General features: G+C 69.9%; 2 protein-coding genes. Both read left to right on the top strand.

The genetic code is table 11. From position 1 onward, the window contains the following. Positions 1-632 (top strand): LamB/YcsF family protein (locus tag X803_RS20125; protein WP_035779129.1); only part of this gene is annotated, 632 nt, incomplete at its 5' end. 23 nt (positions 633-655) lie between these two features. Then, positions 656-1,902: 5-oxoprolinase subunit B/C family protein (locus tag X803_RS21150; RefSeq protein WP_084033774.1), on the top strand; the 1,247-nt coding region annotated here is incomplete at its 3' end.

The raw sequence follows: 1,902 nt of genomic DNA, 5'->3' as shown, positions 1-1,902 counted from the left end.
CCTCCACCATCGCCCAGACCTGCCGCGACGCCGTCGCCGCCGGCGTCACCATCGGCGCACACGTGGGCTACCGCGACCTCGCCGGCTTCGGACGCCGCTTTCTCGACTGCTCCCCCACAGAACTGGCCGACGACGTCCTGTACCAGATCGGCGCCCTCGACGCGATCGCCCGGGCAGCCGGCGGAACCATCCGCTACGTGAAACCGCACGGCGCCCTCTACAACACCATCGTCACCCACGAGGTCCAGGCCCAGGCCGTGGTCGACGCCGTCAAAGCCTTCGGCGGCGACCTTCCGATGCTCCTCCTGCCGGGCTCAGTGGCACTCAGCAAAGCCGAAGCCGCCGGCCTCCGCGGAGTCTCCGAAGCCTTCGCCGACCGCGCCTACAACCCCGACGGCACCCTCGTCTCCCGCCGCGAACCCGACGCCGTCCTCCACGATGAGGACGCCGTCGCCGCCAACATGGTCCGCCTCGCCACCGAAGGCACTCTCATCGCCCGCGACGGCTCCACCATCAGGACCTCAGCCGAAAGCATCTGCCTTCACGGCGACACTGACGGAGCCGTGGCGATGTCCGCCGCCGTGCGCCGCGAACTCGAGGCCGCCGGCGTCAGCATCCGGAGCTTCGTGTGAGTCCTGGGATTCAGCGGAAGGACATGCTGAAAGATGTTCATTGGGCCGGACCGCGCGCACTGCTGATCGAACTTGCCTCGCTCGATTCCGTGCTCGCCGTCCATGCCCACCTGGTGCAGCATCCGCTGAAGGGCCAGGTGGACGTGCTAGCCGCAGCACAGACGGTCCTGGCCGTCTTCGATTCCCGCACCAGCGCCCGCACCGCACGGACCTCGATCGCCGCACTCGATCCCAGCCCGTCGGAGGACACCCTGATGACGGGCGATCCGGTCCGGATCGAAGTGGTGTACGACGGCGATGACCTCACCGACGTCGGCGACCTCACCAGCCTCGGCGCGGACGGCGTCATCAAGGCCCATACCGGCCAGCTGTGGACCGCTGCGTTCGGCGGCTTTGCGCCCGGCTTCGCCTACCTCGTCGGCGAAAACGAGTCACTCAACGTCCCGCGCCGGGACACCCCACGCACCGCCGTGCCCGCCGGATCGGTGGCGCTGGCAGGCAACTTCTCCGCCGTCTACCCGCGCCGCTCCCCCGGCGGCTGGCAGCTCATCGGCCGCACCCCCGCCCGCATGTGGGACCTCGACCGCGACGAGCCCGCCCTCCTCCGCCCCGGCACTACGGTGCAGTACGTCGCCGTGCGGGAGATCATCGAGGTCGCTGACAGCTCAACGGAGAACGACGACGGCGCCCGCCCCACCGCCGCCGCCTCACCGTCCCTTGAGGTACTTTCACCCGGTCCCCAGAGCCTGATCCAGGACCTTGGCCGGCCGGGACTCAGCGACCTCGGCGTCTCTGTCTCCGGAGCCGCAGACGTCTCCAGCACCCGCCAGGCCAACCGTCTGGTCGGCAATGAGCCGGGGGACGCCGTCATCGAAACCGTCCTTGGCGGCCTCTCGGTGAAGGCGCACGGCGAGCTGACGCTGGCCCTCGCGGGCGCACCCGCACCCGCCGAGATCCACAGCGACACCGGCAACCGGCCGGCCCCGATGTACGCACCGTTCGCCCTGCACGACGGCGAAAGCCTGTACCTCGAGATGCCCGAGGGGGGCCTGCGCACGTATCTGGCGGTCCGCGGCGGAATCAACGTCCCGCCCGTCCTCGGCAGCCGCGCGACCGACCTGATGTCCGGCATCGGACCCGCACCCCTCACGCAGGGGACGGTACTCCCGATCTGCGGCGTCAAGCACGACCTCCCCCACGTTGAGTTGGCAGCGTCCGGGCGGCGCTGCCGCTCCGTGGGGGTTCGAGAATCTATTCACGTGTCAGGACA

It is taken from the genome of Arthrobacter sp. 35/47 (assembly GCF_000520475.1).
Lineage (GTDB): Bacteria > Actinomycetota > Actinomycetes > Actinomycetales > Micrococcaceae > Arthrobacter_D > Arthrobacter_D subterraneus.
This window is presented reverse-complemented; position numbering and strand designations above follow the sequence as displayed.